The following is a 16,238-nucleotide window of genomic DNA, read 5'->3' as shown; positions in this document are numbered from 1 at the left end:
TTAAAAGGGGGAAATAATATGAGAGCAACTTATATTCAAGAGCCACAAGAATGGGCAGCAGGATTTTCATTTTCGACAACCGTAAAGGTGCGTTTTTCAGAAACTGACATGTATGGACATGTTAATAATACGAAGGTATTTGCCTACTTAGAATATGCTCGCATGGAATATTATAAAGCACTTGGATTCGACCTTTCAAGTGAAGCAATTAATCAAAATATGTTAGTTGTTGCCGATATTCAGTGTGATTATTTAAAACAAGTATTTTATGACGAAACATTAACGATTTATGTGAAAACTGCATCAATCGGCAATACTTCAATGGATTTACATTACTTAGTTAAAAACGAAAAAGAGGAAGTCTGCTACACAGCGCGAGGTACATTGGTTCAATTGAACTATGAGACAGGTAAAGGTGTCCCGTTTTTAGAAGAACAAAAAAAATTATTGCTTGGGAAATAGTTAAATGCCCTCACCTCTAATTCGCACGTGACATAATGTACAAAGAAGAGGATAGGAGGGTGTTGCATAAATGACTCGTCCGCAGCATCGTTCGCTGTTAACAAAAAGAGAACGAGAAATTTTTGAGTTATTAATTGAAGACTATTCGACACGAGAAATTGCGGCTAAGCTAGGTATTAGTGAAAAAACAGTACGTAATCATATTTCCAATACAATTCAAAAATTAGGTGTTTCCAGTCGAACACAGGCACTAATTGAGTTATTGCGATTGCAAGAATTGTCTATAAACTGAATGGATACTTGCTATTTTACGAAAAAAACATCAAAATAGAATTATGAAACGTTCGGGGAGTGAATGAAATCGATGAAAGATCAAAGCACACATAGCTCTGAATCTGTAGCAATCTTAGAAAAAGAATTACGATATATTTCTCACTTAATAAAGCAAAAAGGCCGTGAAATATTAAGCAATTATATTATTACACCTCCGCAATTTGTTGCATTGCAATGGTTGCAAGAGTCAGGTGATATGACAATTGGTGATTTATCGACTAAAATGTATTTAGCATTTTCGACAACAACCGATTTAGTCGACAGAATGGAGAAAAACGAACTTGTTCAGAGAGTTCGTGACGAAAATGATCGTCGTGTGGTGCGCATCCACCTATTACCGGAGGGTGAACGCATTATTCAAGAAGTAATTGTAAAGCGTCAAGATTATTTACGCGATATTACCGATGAATTTGACACAGTAGAGTTCGAGCAATTATTAAAATATTTGCAAAAGCTACATTTATTAATGAAATAGGATAGAGGCGGTACTAGTGAATGCCCCAATTGGTGTAATCGATTCAGGAGTCGGCGGGTTAACTGTCGCAAAAGCAATAATGGAACTATTACCGAATGAAACAATATATTATATCGGTGATACTGCGCGTTGTCCGTATGGGCCACGCTCGAAACAAGAAGTGCGTAACTTTACATGGCAAATGGCAAAGGCGCTAGAAAAAATGAATATTAAAATGCTCGTTATTGCATGCAATACAGCGACAGCGGTGGCATTAGAAAGCTTACAAAAGCATATGCCTTTCCCTGTTTTAGGTGTTATTAATGCTGGGGCACGAGCAGCAATTAAGCAAACAAAGCGTAATGAAATCGTTGTGTTAGCTACAGAAGGCACGGTAAAAAGTGGAGCGTATGAGGAAGCTGTTAAATCGCTTTCGACTAAGGCTACGGTTATTCCGCTAGCTTGTCCAACATTTGTGCCTCTTGTAGAAAGTGGTGAATATGAGGGACAGTTCTCGTATGATCTCGTTTCAAAAGGGTTGAAACCTATTGAAAATGAACGTTTTGATACGGTGATTTTAGGTTGTACGCATTATCCTATTTTACAAAAGCAAATTGAGGCAGCAGTAGGTAAGGATGTACACGTTTTATCTAGTGCTGAAGAAACGGCAAAAGATGTTGAGGCGATACTAAGCTATAAAGGTCAACTGCGTTTGGACAGTGAGCCGCCACAACATGTCCTTTATGCCTCTGGATCAGTGCCAATTTTCCGTTCTATTGCGGAGCGCTGGTTAGAGCGGGGGACTCTGGATATTCGTAAAATCTCATTTGAAAAATAATGATCAAACTCAGGTTAGAGTGTTCTCTAATTTGGGTTTTTTCTATTTTAGCATTGCATTTTCGCTTTAGGCTGCTAGTAAAGTATGTTAAGATTAGTGCGCGAACAAATTGAGGAGGTCCATCATGACAAGACATGACTTACGAGCTGTGGCGGAATTACGTCCAGTTCAAATTGAAAATAACTATTTAATGCATCCAGAAGGCTCGGTATTAATTAGCGTTGGGAATACAAAAGTAATTTGTACAGCAACTATTGAAGATAAAGTACCAGGTTTTTTACGTGGACAAGGTAAAGGTTGGATTACTGCAGAATATTCAATGCTACCACGCGCAACGGAGCAACGTACACGCCGAGAATCTTCAGCAGGTAAAGTAACAGGTCGTACAATGGAAATCCAACGCTTAATCGGGCGTGCATTACGTGCAGTTGTTGATTTAGAGGCGTTAGGTGAAAAAACAGTATGGATTGACTGTGATGTTATTCAGGCAGACGGAGGCACGCGTACAGCGTCAATTACTGGAGCGTTTGTAGCAATGACTCAAGCGATTGCGGAAATGGGCACTGAAAAACCATTTGCCAAGTTTCCAGTAACCGATTTTCTAGCTGCAACAAGTGTTGGGAAATTAGCTAACATTGGAGCAGTATTAGACTTAAATTACATTGAAGATTCAACAGCAGAGGTTGATATGAACGTAATTATGACGGGTGCAGGTCAATTTGTTGAATTACAAGGAACAGGCGAAGAAGCGACTTTCTCAAGAACGGAATTAAACGAGCTATTAGATTTAGGTGAAGCGGGTATTGCCCAGTTAATTAATATTCAAAAAGACGCGCTAGGTGAATTAGCAGTACTAATTGGGAAGGTGGAAGCATAATGAAGCAAGTAGTAATCGCCACTAAAAATAAAGGCAAAGCAAAAGACTTTGAAGCCTTATTTAATCCATTCGGCTATGAAGTAGTTACAATGTTCGAAGTAGCCCCAGATTTAGAAATCGAAGAAACTGGGACGACATTTGAAGAAAATGCAATATTAAAAGCAGAAACGTTAGCCAATTTACTTGGCAAAATCGTAATCGCTGACGATAGCGGTTTAGCAATCGACGCATTAAATGGGGAGCCAGGCGTATATTCTGCACGCTATGCAGGCGATCATGACGACGAAGCCAATATGGTGAAAGTACTAGCAAATATGAAGGACGTTCGAGAAGAAGAACGTACAGCACGCTTTTGCTGTGCATTAGCAATCGCCGGTCCAAATATGGAAACGAAAACGGTATTTGGCACATGTGAAGGTATCATCGCCCATGAGAAAAAAGGAACAAACGGTTTTGGGTATGACCCAATTTTCTACGTACCAGCTTTAGAAAAGCATATGGCTGAGCTTTCTGGTGAAGAGAAAGGTGCCATTTCACACCGCGGTAACGCAATTCGTAAATTGGCATTGCAATTAGCGGAATTACTGAAGTAAATAGTTAAAAACAATTGTGAAATGATAATTGATTTTTTTAGTTGATGACAAACTGATTCGTATACACTGGAAAAGGATGTGGGTTGGATTGAAACTATTAATTATGAGTGATACCCATGGTGATGAGGAAATCATTGAACGTATAAAAAGCTATCATCCAGATGCATACAAGATGATTCATTGTGGCGATAGTGAATTACCGTACTCCCATTCAGCAATGCAAGACATGGAACGGGTGAAGGGCAACTGTGATTATGATCAAAATTACTTAGATGAAGTTTTGATTCATGTAAATGGTGAGCGTGTATATGTCACACATGGCCATTTATATGACGTGAAATCTTCGCCGATGAAGCTTGTCTATCGTGCTAAGGAGCTTGGTGCGAATATTGTGTGCTTTGGGCATTCGCATATTTTAGGTGCGGAATATATTGATGGTATCTTTTTCATTAATCCGGGTAGCTTAAAGAAGCCTCGCCAAATAAAAGAAAAATCTTTTGTCACGTTAACCATATCGCCGACGCATTATACGTTAGATTGTTATGACGACAGAAATAATTTATTTGATCAAATGTTTATTGAACGTTAATGAATAAATGGAGGGGCCTCGTTTTAAATTCGAGGCTTTTTGCATAGTATGAAGTAAGATAGGTTTTTGAACTATAATTTTATTTCAATAATAGTTTATGAAAAAGGTTGTTGACTTTCTTTAGTTTGTAACTTATAATAAAAATTGTCTTTAATACCAGTTATATTATTAAAGCAGTTGTCTCTATAGCTCAGCTGGATAGAGCACACGCCTTCTAAGCGTGCGGTCGTAGGTTCGAATCCTACTGGGGACGTAAATTAACAAATCAAAAATTTTTCTATACCAAGGGTTTTTGAGCAGTAGGGGATTCGGTCAGGGCTTCGGTCATTGATTCTGAATCCCTTTTTTTGTTAAATAAAAATTATACTATCTATATGAACCAAAGCATCTTCCAATTTACATGATTGGAGGATTTTTTTTATGACCAAAAAATCGGGAGTGTTTGATGTCGATTTAAACCTATCAATTCATGAGTTAACTACATCTGTTTAGGGAAGGAAAGTACCTACAGCTCATTCTAAGACTATTGGCGATGCTGAATTAACAATTATAAATCCACACCAAGAAAAATCTTCTCTGGCTGATACAATCAATTTTCTATTTTCATTTCTCATTTGAATTTATTAACTGAATGGAAAAATAGTGCAAATTTCCACGTTGTAGTTTTTGATATACTACATATTTACTATTAAGTGCCACAAAGGGACTTTAGCAACAGATTGTCACTTATTTATATTTAAGTCGTATATCAATTTTGACAGATGAGCTTCTGAACGCTATACACAAAATATGACTTGCTTCTATAAGAGGGGGATTAATATCATTATTCTACTTTTAGGGTTAAAAATATAGACGTTTTCTTTGACCATTTATTCTTTCTTGTTGTATATTATCAATATAGTTTAATGCTAAACTATTTTAAATAATCATATTTTAATCATGGTTTACAAAAATTAAATAACTAGTAATTGTAATAATGACAAGGAACATTACAATTAATCAAAATCACGAGGAGTTGACATTTATGATGTTAATGGAAGGTAAAGCTGGATTAGTAACAGCTGCGGGATCAGGTATTGGAAGAGCGAGTGCACTAGCTTTAGCAAAAGCAGGCGCAAAAGTAATGGTTTCAGACGTTAATGTAGAAGGTGGTCTTGAAACAGTTAAATTGATTGAAGAAATCGGTGGCGAAGCACATTTCTTCAAGTGTGATGCTAGTAAAGAAGAAGAAGTAAAAGCACTAGTTGACGAAACAGTAAATAAATTTGGCAAATTAGATTTTGCTCATAATAATGCTGGTGTAAACTTACAACAAACAAAAATAGGTGATGCTGATTCTGCAGCATGGGATAAAACGATTCAAATTAATTTATATGGTACGTTCTATTCTATTAAGCACCAAGTAAATGCCATGCTGAAAAACGGCGGTGGTTCTATCGTAAACACAGCTTCTGGTGCTGGTATGGAAGGCGTTATGAACATGGCTGCTTATGTAGCATCTAAGCACGCTGTAGTTGGCTTAACGAAAGCTGCTGCATTAGAATACGGAAAGGATAAAATCCGTGTAAATGCGATTGCACCAGGTTCTACTCTTACACCAGCTATCGAGCGTTGGGCAGAGACTGCACCAGAACAATATAACGCAGTTTTAAAAGCAATGCCTTCAGGTGAAATGACTAAAGCTGAAGATCAAGGGAATGCTGTATTATTCTTATGTTCAGATTTAGCTAAACAAGTTAACGGTGTTATCTTACCAGTTGATGGTGGCTATGTAGCCGGTAAATTACCACTATAATAGAAATAATCCACTCCAATACTTCTTGCACAACAATTGTGTTTGAGGTATTGGAGTTTTATTTTGTTATATTTTATTAATCATGCTAAAATACGCTCAAATCTCTAAGGGATTAAAGTACTTTCAATTATAGAGCAAGCTGATATCAAAAAAACAACTAATTTCAAAGGAGATTCATATATGTCTGAATTTTGGGAAGCAAGTTTCATAGAAAATCAAATGATGTGGGGATTTGAACCTTCAGACTCCGCCATCCTGACAAAGGATTTTTTCCTTGAGAAGAATGTAAAGGATATATTGATTCCTGGTATTGGCTATGGTCGAAATGCAAAGGTTTTTATTGATAACGGAATCAATGTATCAGGTATTGAGATTTCCAATACTGCGATTGAATTAGCAAGGCAAAATGGGCTTCATATGAATATTTTTCATGGTTCAGTAACAGATATGCCTTTTGAGAACAAACTGTATGACGGTATTTTTTGTTATGCACTAATTCATTTATTGAATAGTGACGAGAGAGAAAAGCTGATAAAAGATTGCTACAATCAGTTAAAGCCAAGTGGATATATGATTTTCACAACGATTTCAAAAGATGCCCCAATGTTCGGAAAAGGGAAACAACTAGGGAAAGATTATTTCGAAACAATGGCCGGAGTAAAAATGTTCTTTTATGATTCGGAGTCAATTGAACAAGAGTTTGGCAATTACGGAATGGTAGATTATTCTGAAATTGTTGAACCACATAAAAATATGGAACATAAACCTCCATTTAAATTTATTATGATCAAATGTAGAAAACCTCTTTAAGTACAAAATCTAAATCTGTCATATTCTAAACTGATAAAATAACCGCTTTGTATAAATCGAAGTGGTTTTTTTGCGTAAAATACTCAATTGTATTTCTAAAATATATATCCAAAAAATTCACTAATTACGCGTAATTGAATTCATTTTCCAGCATATGATGGGTACGGTAAAACGGTTTTTTGGTCAAGTAATGGGGAGAAGGGGACAGAAGAATGTACAGGTATTCGAAGGGCTGGTATGTGAGGGAATTACGTATGAACGGCGTAAAGCTGCATCCACAATTTAAAACACATTTAGGGCTTTCCAAAACGTCTGAGTTGCGGAGATTATATTATCAACTCGTTTTAAAAGAGGAGTAATCGGTTCAATCAAAACAGGTTAGCAGCACAAACGATTTGCGCTCGCTAACCTATTTATTTGTTAATACAGATTAAAAGGAGAAAAGAACCCCCAAAATTGACAAACGATGGCTGAAGCAATCATATCAGACATGGCTAATGCTTCAGCTTCGATTAAATCAAAAATAGCGACACCTTCTTTATAATTTTTTTGGATAATGTTAACGGCTTCTTCCTTTGTAAGTTTCAAATGTCCATAAAACATTTGTTGTAAGGGAGCTTTGGGTAAATAGGGGTTAATCCGCGTTAAAAAAGCAACAATGTCATCCGCATTACGATACCACTCTTCTTCTTTCAATTTCGCAGTAATGGTATCTCCCTTGGTTGCTGCGGTCACCAACTCGGCAGCAATCGTTAAATGGTCTTTAATTAACTCAGCATACCGATTGGCAATTTGATCCCCGTAAAACGGACGCAAACTATTGCCTAAATCCGTTGCATTACGTAAAAGACGCTCTTGTACAAATGGTAAGTCAGGTAAACCGAAAACAATACTAATAATCGTCATTCTCGTCCAGTTCACGTGTTCCATCCATAATAATTGGTTCATTGCCATAAAGTCTGCTTCTTTTTTACTAATACATCGACAATCGTTCCAAGAAGGCTGTTCATTTAAGAAATGACGTATTGGCGCGGGATATTCAGAGAGGGCACTTGGATAAATCGAACGCATTGAAGGTGGGTAACCAAGATTTTCATATGAATAAATAGTCGTTCGCTCCTTTGGTTTTTCTGGCGAAAAATGAAAAGTTAGGTTATTCCCTAAATTATTCAAATCTTAAATGAAATGTGCATTAAAAAAAGGAACGCTTATATACTAAGCAGTTCCATAAAATTTTCTATTTTAATGTAAATAATTAATTCATATAAACACTATCACAAGTCCCACCTATTGGTTCGTAAAAACAGTGTTGCTTAAACTGTCCGGTAAACGGTTGACCGTACCACGTTGGTGGACATTCACCAGCTGGATTGAAGTACCATAGTGCAAATTTAGCAGGATGTTGGCGCCAGTAATCTAGGGTTTGGCGCGCTAATCTTCGTTCGGTATCGCGGGCACGTTGATAAAACATATTGCCTTTTTGGACTGCTTCGAATGAATAATTGTTACCCTGTACTTGAAAAATAACATCCTCAATCGTTCTAACATCACGAAAATCTAAACAATCCGCAATGGCGCGATTAACGATAACGTTACCAACATAGAGCATTCCCTGTTTTCCTTCACCTTCTGCCTCTGCCCGCATCATACGAGCCATTAAATCCACATCAGCTTCGCGATATTTGACTCTTGGCATTTATTCACCTCATCATTATCATATGAAAAAAGTCGAAATTGATGCCATTCCCCATGTCGAAATTGTATATAGGAGCTTGAACAGCTCCTTGCTTCGCACCTTTCAATATACATTAATACATTTTCGCACACTTCAATTCATAAATTATAGAATCGAATAAAGAGGAGGAACGACAATTTACATTCATGTCGTACAGCCGGGAGAAACGTTGTGGGGAATCGCGCGGGCATATGGAACTACTGTTCAAGACATAGTGACAGCTAATCAAATACCAGAACCAGACCGATTAGTTGTCGGGCAAGCTTTGGTTATTCCTATTTGGGGGCAATTTTATGTCGTACAGGCTGGGGATAGTTTATGGTCAATTGGACAGCGTTTTGGGATCAATTATTTAACACTTGCGCAAATGAATGGCATTAATCCAAATGCACCGCTTATGATTGGTACACGATTATTTATTCCCCCAATACCAAAAACTACAGCGGAAATTTTGGCGTATATTGAACCGAGGGGCGATGAAGTAAGCGATGCATTAGTAGATGAAGCGCGAGCAACGAGTCCCTATTTGACGTATTTAGCGCTTTTTAGTTATGAGGCGAGGCGCGATGGTTCGTTAAAGGTCCCGCCTATCAAGCCATTACCGACAGTAGCAGCAAAGAACAACGCAGCAATTGCGATGGTCATATCGAATCTTGAAGATTTTCAGTTCAGTAGTGAACTTGCCCGCGATATTTTTCAAAGTGTAGCCGTACAAGATGTACTTTTTGACAATATTATTGAGGAAGCACAGCGCATTGGCAATGTGTCGGATATTCATTTTGATTTCGAAAAAATACCAGGTGATCAACGAGAAGCATACAATAATTTCTTGCGTAGAGCCGTAGAACGAATGCATGCAGAGGGCTATACGGTATCGACTGCACTCGCACCGAAAACGAGTTCGGCTCAATCTGGTGAATGGGTCGCTGGTCATGATTACGAAGCACACGGTAAAATAGTCGATTTTGTGATGTTAATGACGTATGAGTGGGGATATTCAGCAGGGCCACCAATGGCTGTTTCACCGTTACCGGAAGTCGAAAAGGTCGTACAATATGCCTTAACGGTTATACCATCGAAAAAAATTATACTTGGGCAAAATTTATACGGCTATGATTGGACGCTACCTTTCGTACAAGGTGGACCATATGCAGAAGCATTAAGCCCGCAGCGAGCGATTGAGTTAGCGAAACGATATCATGCAGCGATTCTATACGACTATACCGCGCAAGCACCATACTTTAATTATACCGATGATGAGGGGCGTTCACATATTGTTTGGTTTGAGGATGCTCGCTCTATTCAAGCGAAATTTAATTTGGTAAAACGTTTAAATTTACGTGGCGTTGGTTATTGGAAGCTCGGTCTTCCATTCCCGCAAAATTGGCAATTAATTGGTTCAAATTTTAATGTAGTGAAAAAATAGCAAGAGTGTTTTTGTATATGATGCTTCTCCCGAGTAATTTTTACGGTATATAACACACTTTAATAAGCAATACTAGAAAGCACTTGAAGTGTTTTACTAACTTTTCATCGGGAGGGAATTGTTTGACTAGCGCACAATCGACACTTTCCATTTTTGCCTTAGGTGGTATTAATGAAATCGGAAAAAATATGTATGTAATTCAATATGCAGATGAAATTGTTCTGGTTGATTGCGGGGTGAAATTTGCGGATAAAAGCTTATTAGGTATTGATGTAATCATCCCTGAATTTACTTATATTGAAGAAAATCGAGATAAAGTCATAGGCTGTATTGTAACGCATGGGCATGAAGATCATATTGGTGGGATTCCGTATTTATTGAATAAATTCAATATCCCTATTTTTGCATCACGTTTTACATTAGGTCTTATTGAATTAAAATTGAAAGAACATAAGCTATTGCGGGATGCTCAATTAACCGAAATTACTGCGGACTCTCGCTTGGAGTTTGGCAAAATGGCCGTAACCTTTTTCAAAACGAGCCATAGTATTCCAGACTGTTTAGGGCTAGTATTCCACACACCTGAAGGGAAAGTTGTGCATACGGGAGATTTTAAATTCGATTTAACTCCTGTAAATGACCAATCATCGGATATTCATAAAATGGCAGCAATAGGTCAAGATGGTGTATTAGCATTAATTTCGGAAAGTACGAATGCAGAAAGACCAGGTAATACACCATCTGAAAGTTTAGTGGCTAATCAATTAGAGCAACAATTTTTGCAGGCGACGGGAAAGATTTTTATTTCAACCTTTGCTTCAAACGTAAACCGCATCCAGCAAATTATAGAAGCGGCTAGTAAAACAAACCGTAAGCTATTATTTCTTGGACGTAGTATGAAAAGTGTTACATCTGTTGCCATCAAGCTTGGCTATTTAAAAATGCCGAGTTGGATGTTAATAGAGATAGAAGATTTGACCGAATTACCACCAGAACGTATCGTCATCGTTTGCACAGGAAGTCAGGGGGAGCCTTTAGCAGCGCTGTCACGTTTATCTACAGGTAGTAATCGGGATATTAAAGTGATACAAGGTGACACAGTTATTTTTGCGGCTTCACCGATTCCAGGGAATGAGAAAGACGTATCTAAAATCGTCGATAATTTATTTCAACTTGGAGCAAATGTTGTATATGGTAATTCAAGTATAACTGGATTACATGTTTCGGGACATGGTTATCAAGGGGATTTGAAGCTAATGCTTACGCTCATGCAGCCGAAATATTTCATTCCCGTGCACGGAGAGTACCGTATGCTACATATTCATCGTTTACTCGCTGAGGCAGTTGGCGTGGAGAAAGGGCACACATTTATTTTGAAAAATGGAGACGTTGTCGATATATTCGGGCAAGTGGCGCGGCAAACTAGGGCTGTAGCTGCTGGAGATTCTTATGTAGATGGTATTGGCACTGGAGAAGTAGGCGATATTGTATTACGTGATCGCAAACGTTTGTCTGAAGATGGCATGCTCGTAATTGTTGTAACGATTAGTAAGCTGGATGGTTCGATTATTACAGACCCAGATACCATTTCGCGAGGATTTGTTTATGCTAGAGACGCCGAGCAGTTAATTAATGATATTAATGAGCTGGCGAAAACAGCTGTATTGAAATTTAATGAAGCCAATCCATTTGCCATGAAAAGAGCGGTCAAAAAGGTAGTCGATCAATATATTTATACGTTGACGAAAAAAAGTCCGATAATTTTACCCATTGTTATTGAAATATAATTCAACCAAAAGACTGATAAATGAGCTGTTAATAAGTTCACTTGTCGGTTTTTTATTATGGAGAGGAAGTATACGTTTTTCTTACATAACACAATTTTAGAAAGTGTTGAATAAACTAGAAGTATCTTGGCTTTTATAGATAGGGGAAATTTAGTGAAAAAAACGTGGGGAACTTTACTGCTTTTTTGTACCATATGGCTTTTAGTAGGATGTCAGGAAAAAACACTTCATAGCGAACAGGAGAAAAATGAACCCACATATATGACTCAACCTACAGAAGAAAGTTCAAATGTAACGGAGGTAGATGTTGAGCCACAACAAATTTCAAAATCGGCTTTTGTTACCTTAATCGATCCACGTACCTTGGAAATTGTTCAAACGATAAATCCGAAAGAATTAGGTTTCGAATCCGATTTTACGTTTTATCAAACACAGTTGAAGCAAATTGCCAAGACTTTAGCACGGGGATACGAGACTTTTATTGGCTACGATCAAACAATGGAACTTGATCGTGTGGGGGAGAATGGGCAAATTATTAAAGGAAATGTAGGGATAATTCTAAAAGAAAGTGAATTAGTAGCTAAAATTATTGAAGCTTCTAAAAATGGAGAAAATGTATATTTACCGCTGTACGAAATAGAAAGTAATTATCAATTTGAAGAAGTTGCCTCGCTGAATGATGTTGTGATTGCTTCATTTACAACTTATTTCCAACCGTCAGAAGAAGGAAGAAGTAAAAACATCGAGCTATCGGCACTCGCACTAAACAATATCATTGTTGGAGAAGGCGATTATTTTTCATTTAATACAATGGTTGGTGAAAGGACTGAAGTAAGGGGCTATCAACCCGCATATGAAATTGTCAATAAAAAAATGGTGATGGGAATTGGCGGAGGGATTTGTCAAACTTCCTCCACATTATTTAATGCAATCGATCAAGTTGCGTTAAGGATAACAGAGCGACATCATCATTCGTTAAGTGTAGGCTACGTACCTGTAGGCAGAGATGCAACTGTATCTTATGGCACGTTAGATTTTAAATTTCAAAATACGAGTGGTGTGCCTTTTTTAATTAAAACATTTTATAGTACCGGCGTGCTGACAATCGAGATTCGAACTGCACAACAATATAAGATAATACTTGAAAATGCTTGACTTGCTTCATCAATAGAACCTTATTCGTTTTTTTACCAAGTTTACTTTCATGATTTCGCTTCATTTCGCTCATACTACAAATGAAGGGAAGTGAAAGCGATGCTTACCGTTAAACAGTTATCAAAATTAAAAAAGCAGCTTATAGAACAAAAAGAGGAACTAACTATTGCAACGGCTGATCAAGAAAATGGAGGGTCAATTCGCAACAGCTTGAGAGAGGCTACCGATGAATTATCGACAATCGATAATCATCCAGCCGATTTAGCAACTGAGTTATATGACAGAGAAAAGGATTTAGCCTTAAGTGTCCATAGTGAAGAATTGTTAAGACAGGTAAATTCCGCACTCGAAAAAATGGAGAATGGCACATATGGAGTTTGTGCAAAATGCCAAGAATTAATTCCATATGATCGTTTAAGGGCAATACCTTATACAGCATTTTGTATTGAGCATACAGAGTCTAAATCGATTGCGACTGATCGACCAGTTGAGGAAGAAATAATTTTGCCGCCAGTGGATAATTCATTTTCTAATAGGGAATCACACGATGTTTTACAAGATGATGAAGATTCGTTCCAAGAAGTTGCTCAGTATGGTAATTCAGATACACCTTCTGATTTTGAAGGGGATTATGACAATTACAAAAGTTTGTACGGTGAATTGAATGAAGACATGTACGGAGCGATAGAAATATTACATCTTTCTAAAGATGAACAGCTTAATGGTCAAATTTCCGAAGCTTATGCAGATGAGGCACGAAAGTACGATTATTTGGAAGATTAAACAATTGGTACTACGCAAAAAGTAAATACTTTTCGCACAGTGCTTCGTTCGTGTATTAATTATCCGCTGCAGGCGGTGCTTCTGCGGTGGTCGAAATAAAATTTCCACCATCCTCGGCGCAAAGGAGGTGTCCCAGAATCACTTCTCGGACACCCCCTTTATTTAGTTTTTTATTAATAGATGGTCAAATTAATGTTGCTATTAATATGATACATAGAATGATTGTTAAAAAAGGAGCGTGCTAATGCCAATTATTACAGGGGAGCAATATATTTCACGTATTGATCAATTAGGGACTGAGATATGGATTGACGGGGAGCGGATACAGGGCAAACTATCAGAGCACCGCGCATTTAAAGGGATTATGAACAGTCAGGCTGAGCTTTATTCAATGCAGCACGATCAAAGCTTGCAACATGAATTGACTTATTCATCACCGACAACGAATGATTTGATAGGTCGGTCATTTATTCAACCGAAAACTAAGGAGGATTTAGTAAAGCGGAGGCAGATGGTTCAGCATTACGCATCGTATCATCATGGTTTAATGGGCCGGAGCCCGGATTATATGAATACAGTAGTTACCGCATTTGCTTGTTCGACGGATTATTTACAAGGAAAAGAAAATTGCTATCCTGAGCATTTACAGGCTTATTATGAATATGCACGTGAGCAGGATTTGTCCATTACCCATACATTCATTGATCCACAAGTGAACCGCTCGAATTTTTATATCGAATTAGATGAAAAACCAATTGCGGCAACGATTATTGAACAAAATGATAAAGGGATTATTGTTGATGGTGCAAAATTACTTGCTACACAGGGTGGGATGACGGACGAAATTTATGTGATGTCTGCAAGTAACGATGGAGATGGAAATCGTGCGTTTGCGTTTGCGATTCCGAGTAATACGAGTGGGCTAAAATTTATTTGCCGTGAATCATTTGTACTTGGGGAAAGTGAATTTAATTATCCTCTTGGTTCAAAGTTTGATGAAATCGATTCGCTCGTTATTTTTGATAATGTATTTGTTCCATGGGAGCGTGTCTTTTATGTAAATAATGTGCATGTAGCAAACACATTTGCTCAAAATTCGTTATTTCGCCCACTGTCATTACATCAAGTTGTGGCACGGCAAGTAAAGAAAACTGAATTTTTGATAGATGTTGCAAATGCAATTGTCGATTCGATTAATATCGGGGAGTATATTCATGTTCAGCAAAAATTAGCGGAAATGCTTGTGCTTCAGGAAACGATTGAAGCATTGTTGTTAAAATCAGAGCATAACGCGAAGCTACACGAATTTGGCTATATTTGTCCACAACGTGAGCCGCTAGAAGCAGCCATTTTGATTTATCCAAAAATGTATCCACGCATGGTTGAAATTATTCAATTATTAGCTGCAAGTGGCTTAATAAATATACCAACAGAAAATACCTTTCAAACTGGGCTAAACGATGACCTGAATCATTTTCTCCAATCAAAATCTCAATTAGGTGAAGAACGCGTAAAGCTATTTCGCATTGCATGGGATTTAACGATGAGTCCATTTGGTACCCGTCAAACATTGTATGAACGCTTTTTCTTTGGTAATCCAGAGCGGATGTCTGGAGCGATCTATAATTTATACAAAGAAAATCGAAATTTATAGGCAGAAAAATAATTTTATAGATAGAATGCATTTCTAATATATTTTCTAATTTCCCAAAAATACCTCATGTATAACTAGTTTTAGATCAATTCATAAGACACATTACAATAATTTGTATATGGATGAATTGAGTTGAATCAAAAGTAATGTATTTAGACTTTAAATTAGTTATAAATAACTAATTGAGTTATAATACTTTTGCCGCTATGTAAATAAATTGCTAACTTAAACATTTAAATGTAGTAGCACAAATTGGCGGAAATTTTGAAATAGTAGGTGTTCCGAGTGAATATTTTATTTAAAGCGGATAGCGGAAAAGTTTTCGAAGTTCCTTTTAAGTATGAACAGTTAAATGTAGAAGAAACTAACTTTGAAGGTTCAACTAATACTAAATTTTTTAAATTAATATTAAATACTATGTTAACAGATTTACCCTTCAAGGAAATAATTTATACTTTACCTTATCTAGATGATTTCCACAATCTATTGAATCATAGCGAAAGGCTTATTACGCATAAACTTGAGCTTACATTTGGTGTACCGAAGTTAATCGTCAATACAATTGACGAAGATAATCAAATCCATACGATAACTTTTGATATTATGACGAGTCAATTTTTTATTTCGTCAGAAGAGGAAGATAGGTTATCGACGTTACAAAATGACTTTCAACAAATTTTTATTACGACAGAAACATATCAAATACCAAATATGATTTTATATCGCGAAACACAAAGCGCATTTGAGAAATGTACAATATCTAAATAGAAGTTGTTCACGAACCCCCTTGAAATATTAGATTATTTCGAGGGGTTTTATTTATAAACTTTTTTATAATTTTCAAGCTCTATTAACTCTTTTAAATTGTAAATATTTTATAAATAGTTAATTAATTATCCATTATTATTTTGAATGTTTGGTAATATATATTAGTGAGTTGGAAAATT

General features: G+C 36.9%; 18 protein-coding genes and 1 tRNA gene. 17 read left to right on the top strand and 2 right to left on the bottom strand.

The genetic code is table 11. From position 1 onward, the window contains the following. Positions 1 to 18 precede the first annotated feature (18 nt). The 11 genes from O7776_RS13975 (at position 19) to O7776_RS13925 (ending at position 7,110) form a co-directional block, all read left to right on the top strand. On the top strand, positions 19 to 462 hold the full coding sequence (locus O7776_RS13975) for an acyl-CoA thioesterase (protein ID WP_274307634.1): 444 nt from the start codon (positions 19 to 21) through the stop codon (positions 460 to 462). Between the two features lie 70 nt (positions 463 to 532). Then, positions 533 to 754 (top strand): helix-turn-helix domain-containing protein, encoded by a 222-nt coding sequence (locus O7776_RS13970; protein ID WP_241369357.1) that lies wholly within the window; start codon positions 533 to 535, stop codon positions 752 to 754. Positions 755 to 826: 72 nt separating this feature from the next. Then, entirely contained in the window at positions 827 to 1,270 is a 444-nt protein-coding gene (locus O7776_RS13965) for a MarR family winged helix-turn-helix transcriptional regulator (RefSeq protein ID WP_241369356.1), read from the top strand. A gap of 16 nt (positions 1,271 to 1,286) precedes the next feature. Further along, complete coding sequence (racE, locus tag O7776_RS13960; RefSeq protein WP_274307633.1) at positions 1,287 to 2,087, top strand: glutamate racemase; 801 nt, start codon at positions 1,287 to 1,289, stop codon at positions 2,085 to 2,087. A gap of 124 nt (positions 2,088 to 2,211) precedes the next feature. Continuing rightward, a complete protein-coding gene (rph, locus tag O7776_RS13955; protein WP_274307632.1) occupies positions 2,212 to 2,964 on the top strand; it encodes a ribonuclease PH in 753 nt (250 codons plus the stop codon). Continuing rightward, complete coding sequence (locus O7776_RS13950; protein WP_274307631.1) at positions 2,964 to 3,557, top strand: XTP/dITP diphosphatase; 594 nt, start codon at positions 2,964 to 2,966, stop codon at positions 3,555 to 3,557. Before rph ends, O7776_RS13950 begins: the two co-directional genes overlap by 1 nt. Positions 3,558 to 3,645: 88 nt before the next feature. Next, positions 3,646 to 4,146: a metallophosphoesterase family protein gene (locus tag O7776_RS13945; protein WP_274307630.1), complete on the top strand. Its 501-nt coding sequence runs from the start codon at positions 3,646 to 3,648 to the stop codon at positions 4,144 to 4,146. Between the two features lie 179 nt (positions 4,147 to 4,325). Beyond that, positions 4,326 to 4,399: transfer RNA gene (locus tag O7776_RS13940), tRNA-Arg, on the top strand. 771 nt (positions 4,400 to 5,170) lie between these two features. Then, positions 5,171 to 5,941: a glucose 1-dehydrogenase gene (locus O7776_RS13935; RefSeq protein ID WP_274307629.1), complete on the top strand. Its 771-nt coding sequence runs from the start codon at positions 5,171 to 5,173 to the stop codon at positions 5,939 to 5,941. 180 nt (positions 5,942 to 6,121) lie between these two features. Then, positions 6,122 to 6,751 carry a class I SAM-dependent methyltransferase gene (locus O7776_RS13930; protein WP_274307628.1) on the top strand — a complete coding sequence of 210 codons (630 nt, stop codon included), beginning with the start codon at positions 6,122 to 6,124 and terminating at the stop codon, positions 6,749 to 6,751. A 212-nt stretch (positions 6,752 to 6,963) separates the two neighbouring features. Next, positions 6,964 to 7,110 (top strand): DUF2639 domain-containing protein, encoded by a 147-nt coding sequence (locus tag O7776_RS13925; protein WP_274307627.1) that lies wholly within the window; start codon positions 6,964 to 6,966, stop codon positions 7,108 to 7,110. Between the two features lie 61 nt (positions 7,111 to 7,171). On the opposite strand, the gene O7776_RS13920 is transcribed toward O7776_RS13925, so the two are convergent. Further along, positions 7,172 to 7,822 carry a hypothetical protein gene (locus tag O7776_RS13920; protein ID WP_420802123.1) on the bottom strand — a complete coding sequence of 217 codons (651 nt, stop codon included), beginning with the start codon at positions 7,820 to 7,822 and terminating at the stop codon, positions 7,172 to 7,174. 184 nt (positions 7,823 to 8,006) lie between these two features. Next, positions 8,007 to 8,447: a cell wall hydrolase gene (locus O7776_RS13915; RefSeq protein WP_274307625.1), complete on the bottom strand. Its 441-nt coding sequence runs from the start codon at positions 8,445 to 8,447 to the stop codon at positions 8,007 to 8,009. A 175-nt stretch (positions 8,448 to 8,622) separates the two neighbouring features. On the opposite strand from O7776_RS13915, the gene O7776_RS13910 reads away from it, so the two are divergent. The 6 genes from O7776_RS13910 (at position 8,623) to O7776_RS13885 (ending at position 16,059) form a co-directional block, all read left to right on the top strand. Further along, positions 8,623 to 9,912, top strand: a complete 1,290-nt coding sequence (locus tag O7776_RS13910; protein WP_274310513.1) for a glycoside hydrolase family 18 protein — start codon at positions 8,623 to 8,625, stop codon at positions 9,910 to 9,912. Positions 9,913 to 10,034: 122 nt separating this feature from the next. Further along, the gene (locus tag O7776_RS13905) at positions 10,035 to 11,699 is read left to right on the top strand and encodes a ribonuclease J (RefSeq protein WP_274307624.1); all 1,665 of its coding nucleotides are present in this window, start codon (positions 10,035 to 10,037) and stop codon (positions 11,697 to 11,699) included. 153 nt (positions 11,700 to 11,852) lie between these two features. Next, entirely contained in the window at positions 11,853 to 12,854 is a 1,002-nt protein-coding gene (locus tag O7776_RS13900) for a VanW family protein (RefSeq protein ID WP_274307623.1), read from the top strand. Between the two features lie 99 nt (positions 12,855 to 12,953). Beyond that, on the top strand, positions 12,954 to 13,637 hold the full coding sequence (locus O7776_RS13895) for a TraR/DksA C4-type zinc finger protein (protein ID WP_274307622.1): 684 nt from the start codon (positions 12,954 to 12,956) through the stop codon (positions 13,635 to 13,637). Between the two features lie 244 nt (positions 13,638 to 13,881). Continuing rightward, a complete protein-coding gene (gene hpaB / locus O7776_RS13890) occupies positions 13,882 to 15,291 on the top strand; it encodes a 4-hydroxyphenylacetate 3-monooxygenase, oxygenase component (protein ID WP_274307621.1) in 1,410 nt (469 codons plus the stop codon). A 285-nt stretch (positions 15,292 to 15,576) separates the two neighbouring features. Next, a complete protein-coding gene (locus tag O7776_RS13885; RefSeq protein WP_274307620.1) occupies positions 15,577 to 16,059 on the top strand; it encodes a hypothetical protein in 483 nt (160 codons plus the stop codon). Positions 16,060 to 16,238 lie beyond the last annotated feature (179 nt).

The organism is Solibacillus daqui, assembly GCF_028747805.1.
Classification (GTDB): Bacteria; Bacillota; Bacilli; order Bacillales_A; family Planococcaceae; genus Solibacillus; species Solibacillus daqui.
The sequence above is the reverse complement of the archived record's forward strand: the minus strand, read 5'-3'. Positions and strand labels throughout refer to the sequence as shown.